Source organism: Pseudomonas sp. GCM10022186 (assembly GCF_042656385.1).
Lineage (GTDB): Bacteria > Pseudomonadota > Gammaproteobacteria > Pseudomonadales > Pseudomonadaceae > Metapseudomonas.
The window spans coordinates 38,497-53,444 of sequence record NZ_JBHSOU010000030.1; the positions used below are offsets into that span (position 1 = coordinate 38,497).

Below are 14,948 nucleotides of genomic sequence, written 5' to 3' on the forward strand. Positions count from 1 at the left end.
GCGCGTCACTCCGCGCAGCAGCCGTGCGCCTTCGCCGGCTCGTCCTCGTAGCGGTCGTGGTAGGTCATCCAGTCCATGATCTCCTGCTCGTCCCGCCCCTTGGGCAGCAGGTCGAGGAAGTTGTAGGCACCCACCAGCAGGTCCAGGCCACGGGCATAGGTGGAATAGGTGTGGAAAATCTCCCCCGCCTCATTGCGGTAGAAGACGCTGAGGCCCGGCATGTCCTCGCCCGGGTCCTTTGTGGTGCCGTAGTTGTAGCTGGCGGTGCCGGCGGCGATGTCCTCGGGGCGGGCGGCCACGCCGAAGTCGAAGTTGAAGCTGCTGCCATGGGACGACACCCACTTGAACTTCCAGCCCATGCGCTTGCGAAAGGCCTGGAACTCCTGCCAGGGCGCCCGGGACACGCACAGCAGGGTCACGTCATGGTGCTTGAGGTGCTGGTTGGGGCCGTCGATATGGTCGGCGAGGAAGGAGCAGCCGGGGCAGCCCTCCTCCCAGCCGGGGCCGAACATGAAGTGGTAGATGACCAGGGTGCTGCGCCCGTCGAACAGGTCGGCCAGGCTTTCGCGCCCGCTCGGCCCGTCGAAGAAGTACGGCGTGTCGATGCGCACCCAGGGCAAGGCCCGGCGCTCGGCGCTGAGCCGGTCGCGCTCGCGGGTGAATTCCTTCTCCCTGCGCAGGTGCGCCTCCCGCGCCTCTAACCATTGCTCGCGGGATACCACCGGGTGATTGTCGATGTTCATGGGGTTTCTCCTCTTGGCGGAAACGCTCATCTCCTAGTCGAGCGACCGCGCGAGGGATCGACAATTCCTTCGATCGTTTCGCACTAATCCCGCCGTGCCCTGAAACACCCCTGTCTATGCTGGCCGCAAGCCATGCCTCCCCAGCCGATCTGATGGCCTATCTACGGGTATTGCAGGGCCGTACCACTGGGGCAGCTTCGCTGCCCTTGGCGAATGAATTCGCCCCTGCAAGAGAGCCGCAGGGGCACCCGACCTGACGGGCGGACCGACTTCACTCGCCAGGCAGGCCTGCCCCGTCAGAGCGACCGCCCGCGCCGTGCCTCCAGGCGCTGGATGGTCATGCTCGGCGTCTCGTCGAAGAGCTTGCGGTACTCGCTGGCGAAACGGCCGAGGTGGTTGAAGCCCCAGGCCATGGCGATCACCGAGATGTTACGCGCGCAGCGATCTTCCAGGAGCTCCTGGCGCACCGCGGTCAGGCGGTGCTTCTTCAGGTAGGCCATCGGCGACTGGCCGAAGTAGCGCTTGAAGCCCTCGAACAGCTTGAAGCGCGAGATCCCGGCGGCGCGTTCGATGTCCTCCAGGCAGATCTCCTCGCGGGCATGGGCATGGATGAACTCGCGGGCCCGCACCAGGTAATGGGGCAGCTTGATCTCCAGGCGCTCGCGCAACTCTTCGGAGTAGTTGTTCGGCTGGGCGAGGATCAGCCCCTTGATCAGCGCGCTTTCCAGGTCCCGGGTGAAGTACAGCTGGCCGTAGAGATCGCGGCTGCGCTCCAGCTCGTCCACCAGGTGCCGGGCCATGCGCCACCAGGAAGCGGAAGCGCCTTCCACCGCATCCATCTCCGGCTGGAAGCACAGTGGAGCGTCCACCGTGCGCTGCAGCAGGTCCTCCAGGGTCTGCTGCATGGCCGCGCGGGGGATGGCGACCTGCAGCTTGTGGCAGTCGCCGGCGATGGTCAGCTCCTGGTGCTCGTGGGGCGAGACGATCAGCCCCCAGTCGCGGTCCGAGCGCAGCAGGCGCCCGGCCTTGGCCAGTTCCTGCTCGCCGGAAAGCGGCAGGCTGAGGCTGTAGCAGTTGAGGTTCAGCTCGTCGCCGACGCCTATGGTGACGTCGGTGCCGTACTCGACATGACCCAGTGTGGTGGACATGGAGGGCAGCACATTGCCGCTGTGATGAAACTGGATGCGCTCGGGCCTGGGCACCTTGAGCAGGTGAGGCCCGCAGATGTTGGACATCCAGGAACGGGCCCCGACCAGATCATAACGATCGGCGGAAATGTCTCGAAAATGAGGATGGTTCTTCGTACTCATCACGCGGCACCCAACACGGCAATTGGACATGCGCGCTCTTGCGGCGCGTCGACCTGAAGCACGCAAGCTCCATGCCACGCCGTGGCGATCCATCGCGAATCAGAAAACGAGGATAGCATTGGCCGACTTTTCGGACAGGACAGTTTCTCGACCGCCCAAACGGGTCACTCCAAAGAAGGATGGGGTTCGTCCGGAAACCTCATCCCAGGGCCCTGCCGCTACGCCCTGGGGCAATGATCGCGGCCATTCGGTGCGTCAAGCACCATGCGCGCCCGGTGCAACCCGGCAGCGCGCCGGAGGCCCGGCGAAAGGCCCCGGTGTTACCCGGTTTGGGAAGCCCGCGCAGGCCAAGGGTTACCCGCACAGAGGCAACGGATAGCCTTCGTCAACTTTTCGGATAGCGCCCAGGGGACGAATCGGCTAGCCACCAGCAGATTCCGGCTCAGGGCGTTACTCCGGCGCTACCGAAGCGGCCTGGCCGTTACCTTTGCGCCCCCAAGCGCCCCCGATGACGGATTCAAGCCCCGTCACCGCACCTGCCGCCATCCGCTTCATGGGCAAAAGCTATCCACTATTTGCGCCCCCGCCGGAGCCCTTGAAAACGCCGCCTCCCAAGACTTCCGGGCTCGAATCGAGACGCAAAATTTACGGCGCGGCTTCACCAACTAAGCGGATAGACCGCATCTGCCCCGGCTCCTTCTAATGGCCCCACTGTTTCGCCCGATGTGGAAGGTGCCACCCATGAATACTTCGAATAAAAGCGTTGCGCAGTGGAGAGAATACGTCAGCGGCTGCCTGGACTTCCGTCCGGCCGAAGGCGTGTACCGCATTGCCCGGGACATGTTCACCGAACCGGAACTGTTCGACCTGGAGATGGAACTGATCTTCGAGAAGAACTGGATCTACGCCTGCCACGAGAGCGAAATCCCCAACAAGCATGACTTCATGACCATGCGCGCCGGCCGCCAGCCGATGATCATCACCCGCGACGGCAATGGCGAACTGCACGCCCTGATCAACGCCTGCCAGCACCGCGGCGCCACCCTCACCCGCGTCGGCAAGGGCAACCAGTCCACCTTCACCTGCCCCTTCCACGCCTGGTGCTACAAGAGCGATGGCCGACTGGTGAAGGTCAAGGCGCCGGGCGAATACCCGGAAGGCTTCGACAAGGCCACCCGAGGCCTGAAGAAGGCCCGCATCGAAAGCTACAAGGGCTTCGTCTTCATCAGCCTCGACGTCGCGGGTACCGACAGCCTGGAAGACTTCCTCGGCGACGCCAAGGTGTTCTTCGACATGATGGTGGCCCAGTCGCCCACCGGCGAGCTGGAAGTCCTGCCCGGCAAGTCCACCTACACCTACGACGGCAACTGGAAGCTGCAGAACGAGAACGGCCTGGACGGTTATCACGTCAGCACCGTGCACTACAACTATGTCGCCACCGTGCAGCACCGCCAGCAGGTCAATGCCCAGAACGGCGGCGCCAGCAGCACCCTCGACTACAGCAAGCTGGGCGCCGGCGACGCCGCGACCGACGATGGCTGGTTCTCCTTCCACAACGGCCATAGCGTGCTGTTCAGCGACATGCCCAACCCCACCGTGCGCCCCGGCTACGCCACCGTGATGCCGCGCCTGGTGGAGGAGTTCGGCCAGGCCAAGGCAGAGTGGATGATGCACCGCCTGCGCAACCTGAACATCTACCCCAGCCTGTTCTTCATGGACCAGATCAGCTCCCAGCTGCGCATCGTGCGCCCGGTGGCCTGGAACAAGACCGAGATCATCAGCCAGTGCATCGGCGTCAAGGGCGAGTCCGACGCCGACCGCGAGAGCCGCATCCGCCAGTTCGAGGACTTCTTCAACGTCTCCGGCATGGGCACCCCCGACGACCTGGTGGAGTTCCGCGAACAGCAGCGTGGCTTCCAGGGCCGCATGGAGCGCTGGAGCGACATCTCCCGCGGCTACGGCAAGTGGGTCACCGGCACCACCCCGAACAGCCAGACCCTGGGCATCGCCCCGGTGATGACCGGCACCGAATTCACCCATGAAGGCCTCTACGTGAACCAGCACGCCAACTGGCAGCGGTTCCTCCTCCAGGGCCTGGAGCAGAAAGCCCTGAAACTGCAGGAGGTGCAGGCATGAACCAGCAGCTGCAATACCAGATCGAGCAATTCCTCTACCGCAAGTCCGAGCTGTGCGACGCCCAGGACTGGGATGCCTACCTGGACCTGTTCGACGAGCAGTGCGAATACCACCTGCCGCAGTGGGAATCGGAGCACGAATACACCACGGACCCGAAGCGCGGCATGTCGCTGATCTACTACAGCAACCGCTCGGGCCTGGAAGACCGCGTGTTCCGCATCCGCACCGGCAAGGCCGCCTCGACCATCCCGATGCCGCGCACCCTGCACCAGATCAGCAACGTTCGCATCGCCGAACGCGGGGACGGGCAACTGGAGGTGAAGGCCAACTGGCAGACCCTCTACTACCGGCTGGGCCAGAGCGAGCAGTTCTTCGGCCATGCGACCTACCACCTCAAGCCCGTGGGCGAGAGCTGGAAGATCACCCGCAAGCACATGCTGCTGCTCAACGACACCATCAACTCGGTGCTCGATTTCTACCACCTCTGATCCACCGGAAGTACGCGCCATGAACCACAAGGTCGCTTTCAGTTTTGCCGACGGCAAAACCCTGTTCTTCCCCGTGCACGGCAACGAGATCCTCCTCGACGCCGCCCTGCGCAACGGCATCAACATCCCGCTGGACTGCCGCGAGGGCGTCTGCGGCACCTGCATGGGCCGCTGCGAATCCGGCAGTTACGAAATGGACTACGTGGATGACGAGGCGCTGTCGGCCAAGGATCTGGAACAGCGCAAGATGCTCACCTGCCAGACCCGCGTGCAGTCCGACGCCTCCTTCTACTTCGACTTCGACTCCTCGCTCTGCGGCGCGTCGAGGACGGTGCAGGAGCGCGGCATCGTCACCCACGTCGAGCAGGTCTCGCCGACCACCGCCATCCTCCACCTGGATGCCGGCGTCGACGGCCAGCAGCTGGACTTCCTGCCGGGCCAGTACGCGCGCCTTTCGGTGCCGGGCACCGAGGCGAAGCGCTCCTACTCCTTCGCCAACCGGCCGAACGCCGGGAACAAGCTGCAGTTCCTCATCCGCCTGCTGCCGGACGGGGTGATGAGCAACTACATCCGCGAACGCTGCAAGGTGGGCGACGAGATCCGCTTCGAGGCCCCGCTGGGCGCCTTCTACATGCGCCACATCGAGAAGCCGCTGCTGCTGGTGGCCGGCGGCACCGGCCTCTCGGCCTTCCTCGGCATGCTCGACGAGATCGCCGAGCGCGGCGGCTGCGGCCAGCCGGTGCACCTGTACTACGGCGTGCGCCAGGTGGCCGATCTATGCGAACTCCCGCGCATCCAGGGCTATTGCGAGCGCATCCCGGGCTTCAGCTTCACCCCGGTGATCAGCGACGAAGGCCAGGACTGGGACGGCAAGCGCGGCTACGTGCCGGAACACTTCGACGCCGCCGCCCTGCGCGAGGCGCCCTTCGACATGTACCTCTGCGGCCCGCCGCCGATGGTGGACTCGGTGAAGACCTGGCTCGCCGAAAACGCCATCGACAACGGCCACCTGTATTTCGAGAAGTTCACCGAAAGCAATACCTGAGCGGGCTCTTCGTAGGATGGGTGGAGCGGAGCGATACCCATCAATTCGCGACCTCAGGTGTACTCGGATTCATTGCCCGGACACCGGCCAGCATGGGTTTCGCTCCGCTCTCGCTCTACCCATCCTACGGATCTACGAAGCCTCCGCCCCACAACAACTAACGACAGCTCCACCCGCTTCAAAACTGCCCAAACAACAACTAAGCAGGCCGGGTCACGCACGGCACTGCGCAACCAAGGCGGTAACAATGAAAAAGACCCTGAACCTTGCGATGCTCGGGGCCGCACTGGCCTCTTCCCTCCCCGCCCTGGCACAGGACCCTGTGCGCATAGGCTTCATCACCACCCTCTCCACTCCCGCCGGCTACCTCGGCGAGGACGCCCGCGACGCCTTCCGCCTGGCCATGGACCAGGAAGGCGGCAAGCTCGGCGGCGTACCGGTGGAACTGGTGGTGGAGGACGACGGTCTGCAGCCCGCCAAGGGCAAGCAGATCATCGACCGCATGAGCCTGGACGGCATCTCCCTCTACACCGGCGTGATGTTCTCCAACGTCCTCGCCGCCGTGGTCAACGGCGCCACCAAGGGCGACAGCTTCTACATCAGCACCAACGCCGCCCCCTCCAACCTGGCCGGCGCCCAGTGCAAGCCGAACTACTTCTCCGCTTCCTACCAGAACGACGTGCCCCACGAGATGGCCGGCGTCGCCGCCAACGAGCTGGGCTACAGGAAGATGGTCATCCTCGCGCCCAACTACCAGGCCGGCCGCGACGCCCTGGCGGGCTTCAAGCGCACCTTCAAGGGCGAGGTCACCGAGATCTACACCAAGCTCAACCAGCTGGACTTCTCCGTGGAGCTGGCGCGCATCCGCTCGCTCAACCCGGACGCGGTGTTCCAGTTCCACCCGGGCGGCGGCGGCATCAACTTCGCCAAGCAGTACGGCAGCTCGGGCCTTTCCAAGAGCATCCCGATGGTGGTGCCGGTGTTCTCCATGGACGAGCGCATGCTCGCCGCCACCGGCAACGTGGCCGAAGGCGTCAACGTGGTCAGCGGCTGGAACCCGCAGTCCGACAACCCGGCCAACCAGGCCTTCGTCAAGGCCTTCACCGAGAAGTACAACCGCGCGCCGACCATGTACGCCGCCCAGGGCTACGACACCGCGCGCCTGATCGGCTCCGCCCTCAAGGCCACCAACGGCAACCTCGACGACGCCGACGCCTTCCGCGCGGCCCTGCGCGAGGCGCGCTTCGACTCGGTGCGTGGCGACTTCCGCTTCGGCAGCAACCAGCACGCGGTGATCGACTGGCACCTGCTCAAGGTCCAGGCCGGCGCCGACGGCAAGCTCGTCGAAGTGCCGGTGAAGACCATCGCCAAGGCCCAGGTGGACAGCTACGCGGCCCAGTGCCCGCTCTGATCCCCAGCTGAACCGCCAGCCCGCCGGCAACCCCGGCGGGCCTTCACCGCAGGACTTCGCCATGCTGTTGCTCGAACAACTTCTCAACGGCCTGCAGTACAGCGCCTTGCTGTTTCTGCTCGCCTCCGGCCTGACGCTGATCTTCGGCATCATGGGCGTGATCAACCTGGCCCACGGCGCCTTCTACATGGTCGGCGCCTTCTGCGCCGCCTACACCGCCATCGCCAGCGGCTCCTTCTGGCTCGGCGGCCTGGCCGCGCTGGCCGGCGCCGCGCTCTATGGCCTGCTGATCGAGACCGCGATCATCCGCCGGCTCTACAACCGCGATCACCTGGACCAGGTGCTGGCCACCCTCGCCGTGGTGTTCTTCACCAACGAACTGATCACCCTGCTGTTCGGCCGCAGCCCGCCGGCCATGCCCGTGCCGGACTGGTACAACGCCTTCGTCGAGGTGCTGCCGGGCCTGATGTACCCGGTGAGCCGCCTGCTGTTCATCGGCGCCGGCCTGCTGGTGGCCCTCGGCATGTGGCTGCTGATCAACCACACCCGCCTGGGGATGCTGATCCGCGCCGGCGCTGACGACCACGAAATGGTCGGCGCCCTGGGGGTGAACATCTCCCGCCTGTACACCCTGGTGTTCGTCTTCGGCTGCGTGCTCTGCGGCCTGGCCGGCTTCATGGCCGCGCCGCTGCTCTCGGTGGAGATCGGCATGGGCGAGAAGGTGCTGATCACCACCTTCGTGGTCATCGTCGTCGGCGGCGTCGGCTCGGTACGCGGTGCCCTGGTCGGCGCGCTGCTGATCGGCATGGTCGACAGCCTCGGCCGCGCCTACATCCCGCCGCTGCTGGACCAGTTGCTGCCCGCCGAGGTGAGCGGCGCGCTGTCCGCCGGCCTGATTTCCGCCAGCGCCTACATCGTCATGGCCCTGGTGCTGCTGGTGCGTCCGCGCGGCCTGCTGCCCGCCCGCGCCTGAGGAGAATCCCATGTCCCGTCGAATCATCATCGACCTGGCCTGCCTGGCCACCTTCGCGCTGATGCCGCTGCTGGCGGCACTGCTCGACGAACCCTTCCTGGTCAGCCTGTTCACCCGCCTGGCCATCTACGGCATGGCCGCCGCCAGCCTGGACCTCCTGATCGGCTATGGCGCCCTGGTCAGCTTCGGCCATGCCACCTTCTTCGGCCTCGGCGGCTACGTGGTGGGCATAGTCGCCTTCCATACCTCCCAGGGCATGCCGCTGTGGGGCTGGGAGGGCAGCAACAGCGCGCTGCTGGTCTGGCCGCTGGCCCTGCTCTGCTGCGCCCTGCTCGGCCTGGTGATGGGCTACCTGTCGCTGCGCACCAGCGGCGTGCAGTTCATCATGATCACCCTGGCCTTCAGCCAGATGCTCTATTTCATCCTCGGCTCGCTGTCCCTCTATGGCGGCGACGACGGCATCCTGCTGAACGAGCGCAACACCCTGCCCGGCCTCGACCTGAACGACGCCAACCAGTTCTATTACCTCTGCGTCGGCCTGCTGGTGGCCTGGCTGCTGTTCTGCCGGCGCCTGGTAGGGTCGCGCTTCGGCTTCGTCCTGCGCGGCCTCAAGCAGAGCGAGCGGCGCACCGTCAGCCTCGGCCTCAAGCCGCTGCGCTACCGCCTGACCACCTTCGTCATCGCCGGCCTCGGCGCGGGCCTGGCCGGCGTGCTCTGGGCCAACTACGCGCTGTTCGTCAGCCCCGACATGGCCTCCTGGCAGAAGTCCGGCGAGCTGATGGCGATGGTCATCCTCGGCGGCGTCGGCACCCTGCTCGGCCCGGTGCTGGGCGCGGCGGTCTACCTCGGCCTGGAACAACTGCTGAGCCTGTGGACGGAACACTGGCTGCTGATCTTCGGCCCGCTCCTGCTGCTGGTGGTGCTGTTCGGCCGCCAGGGCATTCACGGCCTGCTGATGGCCGGCCAGAAGCTGCGCAAGCGGGCCGCGCCGTCCACCTCCCAGCCCGCCCCAGTCGCCACCGCCCGCGAGGTGCACCCATGAGCGCGCAACTGTCCATCCGCGGCCTGGAGAAGGCCTTCGGCGCGGTGAAGGCCACCAACGGCGCCAACCTGGAACTGGCCGCCGGTGAGCTGCACGCCATCATCGGCCCCAACGGCGCCGGCAAGTCCACGCTGATCTCGCAGATCGCCGGGGAAATCCGCCCGGACAAGGGGCAGATATTCTTCGCCGGCCAGGACATCACCGCCGTGCCGGCCCATGAGCGGCCGCGCCTGGGCCTGGCGCGCTCCTTCCAGGTCAGCCAGCTGTACCCGGACTTCAGCCTGCTGGAGAACGTCGCCGTGGCCATCGCCGCCCGCGAGGGCAGGACCTTCGGCATGTGGAACCCGCTGTCCCGCGACCGCCGCCTGCTCGACCCGGCACGCGGCTACCTGGAACAGGTCGGCCTCGGCCGGCGCGCAGAGGACCTGGTGAGCGAACTGTCCCACGGCGAGCGCCGCCAGCTGGAGCTGGCCCTGGCGCTGGCCCAGGAAGCCTCGGTGCTGCTGCTGGACGAGCCCATGGCCGGCATGGGCGCGGAGGAGTCCGCGCGCATGACCGAGCTGCTGCAGTCGCTCAAGGGGCGCTACGCCATCCTGCTGGTGGAGCACGACATGGACGCCGTGTTCGCCCTGGCCGACCGCATCACCGTGCTGGTCTACGGCCAGACCATCCTCACCGGTACCGTCGAAGAAATCCGCGGCAACGCGCAAGTGCGCGCCGCCTACCTGGGGGAAGAACATGCTTGAAGTCAGTGGATTGCAGGCCGGCTACGGCCTGAGCCAGGTGCTGTTCGACATGCACCTGTGCATCGAACAGGGTCAGGTAGTCTCGCTGATCGGCCGCAACGGCATGGGCAAGACCACCACGGTCAAATCCATCATGGGCCTGCTCAAGCCCTGCGCCGGGAGCATCCGCATCCACGGCAGGGAGATGCGCGGCGCCACGCCCTTCCGCATCGCCCAGGCCGGCCTCGGCCTGGTGCCGGAAGGCCGCCGCGCCTTCGGCAGTCTGAGCGTGAAGGAAAACCTGCTGGCCACTGCGACCAAGGGCGGCAAATGGGACCTCAAGCGCATCTACGCGCTGTTCCCACGGCTGGAAGAACGCCAGGAGCAGCTGTCCAAGACCCTCTCCGGCGGAGAGCAGCAGATGCTGGTGGTGGGCCGCGCGCTGATGACCAATCCGCAGTTGCTGATCCTCGACGAAGCCACCGAGGGCCTCGCCCCGGTGATCCGCGAGACCATCTGGAACTGCCTGGCCAGCCTCAAGGCCGAGGGCGAGACCATCCTGGTCATCGACAAGAACCTCAAGGAGATGGCGCGGGTGGTCGACCGCCACCACATCATCGAGAAGGGCCGGCAGGTCTGGCAGGGCACGCCGGACGAACTGGCCGCGACACCGGAGTTGTCGCAGCGCTACCTGGGCGTCTGAGCAGCGCCCATTTGACCGGCCCCTGATCTGCCAGGGGCCGTACGACCCGACGCAACCTGCCTCCCGCCGACCTCTGCAAAAGCCGGCGGCGGACGGTTGCGCCCAAAAAACAGAAAAAGAAGAGCCTTGCGATGAACTACAAGACCCGCGCGTTACCCCTCCTTTTGAGCACCCTTCCCCTTTCCGCCCTGGCTGCCGAATCCGGCTTCATCGCGGACTCCACCGCCACCCTGCAACTACGCAACTACTACTTCAGCCGCGACTTCTCCGACATCGTCGGCCCGAACAAGCAGTCCAGGGCCGAGGAATGGGCCCAGGGCTTCATCCTCAACTTCAAGTCCGGCTACACGCCCGGCCCGGTTGGCTTCGGCATCGACGCCATCGGCACCCTCGGCATCAAGCTCGACAGCAGCCCCGACCGGGTCAACACCGGCCTGCTGCCGGTGCAGGAAGACGGCGAGGCCGCCGACGACTACAGCCGCCTGGGCGTGGCCGGCAAGATGCGCGTGTCGAAGACCGAGCTGAAAGTCGGCGAGCTGCAACCCAACCTGCCGGTGCTGGTGTTCAGCGATATCCGCCTGCTGCCGCCCAGCTACCAGGGCGCCAGCCTCACCTCCGGCGAAATCGCCGGCCTCACCCTGCAGGCCGGCCACCTGAACAGCACCAGCCTGCGCAACGAGGCCGGCGACGACAGGATCCAGGCCATGCTCGGCCACCTGCCGCAGCGCCAGGCCTCGGCGGACGCCTTCAACTACGCCGGCGGCGACTATGCCTTCAACGCCAACCGCACCACCCTGAGTGCCTGGTACGCGCAGCTGGAGGACATCTACGACCAGCGCTTCTTCGGCCTCAAGCACAGCGAGCCGATGGGCAACTGGGTGCTGGGCGCCAACCTCGGCCTCTTCGACTCCAGCGAGGACGGCAAGCAGTTGATCGGCGAGATCGACAACCAGGCTTTCTATTCTCTGCTCTCGGCCAAGCGCGGCGGCCACACCTTCTTCGTCGGCTACCAGGCCATCTACGGCGACCAGGGCTTTCCCAAGGTGTTCGCCAACATCACCCCGCTGGGCAACGAGGTGCCCACCTACGAGTTCGCCTCGGCGGACGAGCGCTCCTGGCAGGTGCGCCATGACTACGACTTCGCCGCCCTCGGCATCCCCGGCCTGACCACCACCCTGCGCTACATCAAGGGCGACAACGTCGATACCGGCCTGGGCTTCGAAGGCGAGGACTGGGAACGCGACCTGGACATCGGCTACGTGATCCAGAGCGGCTCCCTCAAGGGCCTGGGCGTGCGCGTGCGCAACGTCACCGCGCGCTCCAACTACCGCACCGATATCGACGAGAACCGGCTGATCCTCAATTACACATTGGCATTGTTCTGACTCAACCAGATCTGCGGCGCTCGCATCGAGCGCCTTGGCTGGTCAGCGGTACTGTCTGCTCCACCTGTAGGGGCGAATTCATTCGCCAAGGGCAGCGCAGCTGCCGCCAACAGACCATCTTGGGCAGGCCTGCGGCCTGCTTGGCGAATGAATTCGCCCCTACAGATTCGCACCGCCGCTGACCCTATTTGGCATTCAACTCCATCAATTCCAGCACTGCCCCATACAGCGGCGTCCCCGGCTGCCCCAACTCCAGCACCACATCGAAATGGTTCTTGCCCGGCGCCTCGACGAAGCGCCCGGGCAGTCCATGGGCCGTCCAGGCATCGAGGAACTCGTGGCTCTGGCGGGCGAACTCCGCCGTCTCCAGCGCCCCGTAGCTGATCGCCAATTCGGCGCCCCGCGCCGGCAGATGGAAGGCCGGGCTGTTGCGCCGCGCCGCCGTCTCGTCCAGGCCCATCCAGCCATTGATATGGGTGTCCAGCAGCGGGTGCAGGTCGAACAACCCGCTGATGGGCAGGGCGCCGCGCAACAGGCTGTCCGGCACGCCGTAGTCCCCATGCCAGCCGCCGGCCAGGAGCATCCCGGTCAGGTGGCCGCCGGCCGAGCTGCCGCTGGCGTACAGGCGCTGAGGGTCGCCACCGAACTCGGCCACATGCCGGTACAGCCAGGCCAGGGCGCGGCGGGTCTGGTCGACTATGTGGTCCAGGGTCACGGCGGGTGCCAGGTCGTAGTCCAGTACCACCACGCAGGCACCGGCCGCCGTCAGTGCCGGCGCCATGAACGCCGAGTCGGCCTTGGACAGGGCGCGCCAGTAGCCGCCATGGATGAACAGCAGCACCGGCGCATCCGGCCGCGCGGCGGGGAAGATATCCAGCCGCTCGCCGGCCCCCGGCCCGTAGGGCACGTCCCTGAAACAACGCAGGCTGGCGTGGGCCTGGTCGCTCAGGTTGCGGTAGAGGCGCGGGTACTGGTCGAAATCCTCGACGCTGGCGCGGGCGTTGTATTGCACATCGTAGTAGGCGGCCAGGTCGGCCGGGTCGCGGGGTCTGCTCATGGACACCTCCGGTTGGTTGTTTGTGGATTAGGCGGCAACCGGTGGTGTGGGGAAATCCGGATAGTCGGGGATGGTTATCCGGGAGGTTGGGAGATGCCGGCAGGATCCTTGTAGGGGCGAATTCATTCGCCAAGCAGGCCGAAGGTCTGCCTGGGGAACATCAGGGGCAACTGCGTTGCCCTTGGCGAATGAATTCGCCCCCACAGGAGTTTCACTCCAGCGCCCCGAAAAAAAAATCGGCATAGGGGACGGCCTTTACAGGCCGCTCCCCTGCCACACCACCCGGCATGCGGGTCCGCACCGGGCGGTTCGAGAGATTGAGGTTAGGAGAGGCGTGGCACGCCGAGACGGTCAAAGTACGCAATCGTCAGCACGCGGTGCACCGCAGAGAGGCTGTTATGCCACCAGCGGCGGCTCAGCGCTGCCACCGATTGCGCCACCCGCGAGGTCGCTCCAAGACGGAGCAGCTCCCGATAGGTCGTCTTGCCGCGACGCCAGTGCTTGAGGTGAAGGGCCCGCAGACGGCGGCGTATCCACTCGTCCAGCTCGCGCCAGATTCGCGGTGTTTGGGCCAGCCCGAAATACCCTTTCCATCCCAAGAGGTAGCTGCGCAGTGTCCCGACCACCTCGGCAAGGCTGCAGCCGCCGGATCGGCGGGTCAGTTGCCTAACCCGGTGCTTGAGCGTTGCCCGCGCCTTCATCGACACCCCGCGTTGGACCTCATCGTTCGAGGCCAGCCAGAGGGCGTAACCGAGGAACTTGCGGCCAAACGCACTGGCCACCGCACTCTTGCTCTCGTTGACGCTCAAGTGCAGCCGTCCATACAGACGCTTCAATAAAGCCATCACCCGTTCACCCGCCTTTTGACTACGCACGTAGACGTTCGCGTCGTCGGCGTAGCGCACGAAGCAATGACCTCGGCGCTCCAGCTCCCGATCCACTTCGTCCAGCAGCACGTTCGCCAGCAACGGCGACAGCGGGCCGCCTTGTGGCGCCCCGCAGCGGCTTTTCTCGACCACGCCAGCCTTCAGCGTTCCCGCATCCAGATAAGCCCGCACCAACCGGATCACCGAGCGGTCCGCAATCCGTTTGCTCAAACGATCAATCAGGATGTCGTGGTCGACCCGGTCGAAGAACTTCTCCAGGTCCACATCCACCACGATCCGCCGCCCGGAAGCGACATAACGCTGCGCCGCGAGGATCGCGCCGTGGGCGTTACGACCCGGACGAAAACCGTAGCTGTGCTCACTGAAGCTGGGATCGAGGAGCGGCTGCAAGACTTGCAACAACGCTTGCTGGATCAGGCGATCGGTGACCGTCGGAATGCCCAGCTCGCGTTCGCCACCGCCGGGTTTGGGAATCACCACGCGGCGTACCGGGCTGGGTCGATACACCCCTGACAACAGTCGATGGCGAATCCCGACCCACTCGGTCAGCAGGTGCTCGGCCGTCTGCTCAATGTCCAGACCGTCGACGCCCGCCGCGCCTTTGTTGGCCTTGACTCGTTTCCACGCGCGTTGCAGGTTGCCTCTCGCAAGGGCGCGTTGCAGCAACCCTTGCCCTGCGCTTTCGGGATCACCTTGCGGGCGCCATGCCTCGTCGCTGACGGAGCGATTCACGGCTTCACCGTTCCTCGTCTGCGTCCGCCCCGCGTTTGGCGGGCATCTGACTTCCGGTCATGTCGCATCAAGATGGCCTACGACGCTCTCTCTCGTTCGGCCCTTCGTCGAAAAAAACGACTACTACGGCCTCGGCTGACTTCTCGCTCCGGCTGGTGCCGTCGCCCTTTCAGGCACAAGGCGAGATCTCCCCAGGTAAGAACGCAATCCTGCACCGCACAACCGCCGGATCTACGCCACCGCCCCTTGACCACGAGAGCTTCGCGGCTTTTAGCCCGCTCGCCCTGGTCGGCATCGCCTTGTATCCGGTT

At 65.8% G+C, this 14,948-nt stretch carries 14 protein-coding genes; 10 read left to right on the forward strand and 4 right to left on the reverse strand.

Translation table 11 applies throughout. From position 1 onward, the window contains the following. Positions 1-5: 5 nt before the first annotated feature. A complete protein-coding gene (locus ACFPU0_RS13830; protein ID WP_377693647.1) occupies positions 6-743 on the reverse strand; it encodes a DUF899 domain-containing protein in 738 nt (245 codons plus the stop codon). A gap of 296 nt (positions 744-1,039) precedes the next feature. Beyond that, positions 1,040-2,053, reverse strand: a complete 1,014-nt coding sequence (locus ACFPU0_RS13835) for an AraC family transcriptional regulator (RefSeq protein ID WP_377693648.1) — start codon at positions 2,051-2,053, stop codon at positions 1,040-1,042. A gap of 741 nt (positions 2,054-2,794) precedes the next feature. On the opposite strand from ACFPU0_RS13835, the gene antA reads away from it, so the two are divergent. From antA to ACFPU0_RS13880, 9 genes are all read left to right on the forward strand, one after another. After that, a complete protein-coding gene (gene antA, locus ACFPU0_RS13840; protein ID WP_377693649.1) occupies positions 2,795-4,189 on the forward strand; it encodes an anthranilate 1,2-dioxygenase large subunit in 1,395 nt (464 codons plus the stop codon). After that, complete coding sequence (gene antB, locus ACFPU0_RS13845; RefSeq protein WP_377693650.1) at positions 4,186-4,677, forward strand: anthranilate 1,2-dioxygenase small subunit; 492 nt, start codon at positions 4,186-4,188, stop codon at positions 4,675-4,677. Before antA ends, antB begins: the two co-directional genes overlap by 4 nt. 19 nt (positions 4,678-4,696) lie before the next feature. After that, positions 4,697-5,722 (forward strand): anthranilate 1,2-dioxygenase electron transfer component AntC, encoded by a 1,026-nt coding sequence (gene antC / locus ACFPU0_RS13850; protein WP_377693651.1) that lies wholly within the window; start codon positions 4,697-4,699, stop codon positions 5,720-5,722. 247 nt (positions 5,723-5,969) lie between these two features. After that, complete coding sequence (locus ACFPU0_RS13855; RefSeq protein ID WP_377693652.1) at positions 5,970-7,133, forward strand: ABC transporter substrate-binding protein; 1,164 nt, start codon at positions 5,970-5,972, stop codon at positions 7,131-7,133. 61 nt (positions 7,134-7,194) lie between these two features. Then, entirely contained in the window at positions 7,195-8,106 is a 912-nt protein-coding gene (locus tag ACFPU0_RS13860) for a branched-chain amino acid ABC transporter permease (RefSeq protein ID WP_377693653.1), read from the forward strand. 10 nt (positions 8,107-8,116) lie between these two features. Beyond that, on the forward strand, positions 8,117-9,148 hold the full coding sequence (locus ACFPU0_RS13865; protein ID WP_377693654.1) for a branched-chain amino acid ABC transporter permease: 1,032 nt from the start codon (positions 8,117-8,119) through the stop codon (positions 9,146-9,148). After that, positions 9,145-9,894, forward strand: coding sequence for an ABC transporter ATP-binding protein (locus tag ACFPU0_RS13870; protein WP_377693655.1), 750 nt, complete (start codon positions 9,145-9,147; stop codon positions 9,892-9,894). The genes ACFPU0_RS13865 and ACFPU0_RS13870 overlap by 4 nt, the downstream gene beginning before the upstream one ends. Beyond that, on the forward strand, positions 9,887-10,576 hold the full coding sequence (locus tag ACFPU0_RS13875) for an ABC transporter ATP-binding protein (RefSeq protein WP_377693656.1): 690 nt from the start codon (positions 9,887-9,889) through the stop codon (positions 10,574-10,576). Before ACFPU0_RS13870 ends, ACFPU0_RS13875 begins: the two co-directional genes overlap by 8 nt. Before the next feature lie 131 nt (positions 10,577-10,707). Next, a complete protein-coding gene (locus tag ACFPU0_RS13880; RefSeq protein ID WP_377693657.1) occupies positions 10,708-11,961 on the forward strand; it encodes an OprD family porin in 1,254 nt (417 codons plus the stop codon). 184 nt (positions 11,962-12,145) lie between these two features. Here ACFPU0_RS13880 and ACFPU0_RS13885 read toward each other — a convergent pair whose 3' ends face one another. Further along, positions 12,146-13,018: an alpha/beta hydrolase gene (locus ACFPU0_RS13885; RefSeq protein ID WP_377693658.1), complete on the reverse strand. Its 873-nt coding sequence runs from the start codon at positions 13,016-13,018 to the stop codon at positions 12,146-12,148. Between the two features lie 323 nt (positions 13,019-13,341). Then, positions 13,342-14,637, reverse strand: a complete 1,296-nt coding sequence (gene ltrA / locus ACFPU0_RS13890) for a group II intron reverse transcriptase/maturase (protein ID WP_377693659.1) — start codon at positions 14,635-14,637, stop codon at positions 13,342-13,344. Between the two features lie 59 nt (positions 14,638-14,696). On the opposite strand from ltrA, the gene ACFPU0_RS13895 reads away from it, so the two are divergent. Further along, positions 14,697-14,948, forward strand: a 252-nt coding sequence (locus tag ACFPU0_RS13895; protein WP_377693660.1) for a hypothetical protein, incomplete at its 3' end; no start/stop codon positions are given.